This window comes from Microbacterium sp. K41, from assembly GCF_004794395.1.
In the GTDB taxonomy this organism is placed as follows: domain Bacteria; phylum Actinomycetota; class Actinomycetes; order Actinomycetales; family Microbacteriaceae; genus Microbacterium; species Microbacterium sufflavum.
Genome location: NZ_SSDO01000093.1, coordinates 1 through 1,518 on the forward strand (window position 1 = coordinate 1; position 1,518 = coordinate 1,518).

Consider the following 1,518-nt stretch of genomic DNA (forward strand, 5'->3'; position numbering starts at 1 on the left):
ACCCCGGCCGCGGCCTCTCCCGGCGCGAGCGTGCCGTAGTCGCCCTGCGCCACGAGGATGCCGCGGGCGAGCAGCTGCCGCACGACGCTGCGCCAGTCCTGGTCGGACAGATCGCCGCCGATGCCGTACGTGGCGAGGCGGTCGTGCCCCTGCTGGCGGATGCGCTCGGTCGAGGCGCCGCGCAGGATGTCGATCAGGTGCCCGGCGCCGAAGGCCTGATTGCGCTCGCGCTGGAGGCGCACGATCGTCGACAGCAGCTTCTGCGCGGGGATCAGCCCGTCGAACGTCTCGGTGTCGTCGAGGCACGTGTCGCAGTTGCCGCACGGCTGCGACTCCTGGCCGAAGTACCCGAGCAGGTTCTGCCGTCGGCACTCGACCGTCTCGCACAGCGCGAGCATCGCGTCGAGGTGCTGCCCCATGCGCATCTTGAACGTGCGGTCGCCGGGGCTCTGGTCGATCAGCCGGCGCTGCTGCACGACGTCGCCGAGGCCGTACGCCATCCATGCCACCGACGGTTCGCCGTCGCGACCCGCGCGACCCGTCTCCTGGTAGTAGCCCTCCACCGACTTGGGCAGGTCGATGTGCGCCACGAAACGCACGTCGGGCTTGTCGATGCCCATGCCGAACGCGATGGTCGCCACCATCACCACGCCGTCCTCCCGCAGGAAGCGCGACTGGTTCGCGGCCCGCACCTCGGCCGGCAGCCCCGCGTGGTACGGCAGCGCGTCGATGCCCTTCGCCGCCAGCGCGGTCGCGGTCTGCTCGACCGACTTGCGGCTCAGCGCGTACACGATGCCCGCCGCACCCTCGGGCTGCGAACGGATGAACTGCACGAGCTGCGTGCGGGGGTCGACCTTCGGGACGATGCGGTACTGGATGTTCGGGCGGTCGAAGCTCGCGACGAAGTGCTGCGCGCGGTCGAGGTGCAGCCGCTCGGTGAGCTCCTTGTGCGTGGCCCGGGTCGCGGTGGCCGTGAGCGCCATGCGCGGCACGCCGGGGAATCGGTCGCCCAGGTCGCCCAGCGCGAGGTAGTCGGGGCGGAAGTCGTGGCCCCACTGCGACACGCAGTGCGCCTCGTCGATCGCGATCACGCTGAGGGTGCCGCGCTGCAGCAGGGCCGTGGTGTTCGCGTTCGACAGCCGCTCGGGGGCGACGTAGATCAGGTCGAGCTCGCCCGCGACGTAGGCCCGCTCGACCTCGCGGCGCTCGTCGATCGACTGCGTGGAGTTGAGGTACGCGGCCTTGACGCCGTTGGCGCGCAGCGCGTCGACCTGGTCGTGCATGAGGGCGATGAGCGGGCTGATCACGAGGCCCGTGCCCTCGCGCACGAGCGCGGGAACCTGGTACGTGATGCTCTTGCCGCCACCGGTGGGCATGAGCACGACCGCGTCGCCGCCGCCGATGACCTGCTCGACGATCGCGGCCTGATCGCCGCGGAAGTCGTCGTAGCCGAACACCGTGTGCAGCGCCTCGCGGGCGGTCGGGAAGCGGCTCGGCGTCGCGCGGCGCACGGCCGGC

At 71.7% G+C, this 1,518-nt stretch carries 1 protein-coding gene; it reads right to left on the minus strand.

The features are described from left to right. Positions 1-1,511: DNA helicase RecQ (recQ, locus tag DW309_RS01835; protein WP_205812589.1), on the minus strand; the 1,511-nt coding region annotated here is incomplete at its 3' end. Between the last annotated feature and the right edge of the window lie 7 nt (positions 1,512-1,518).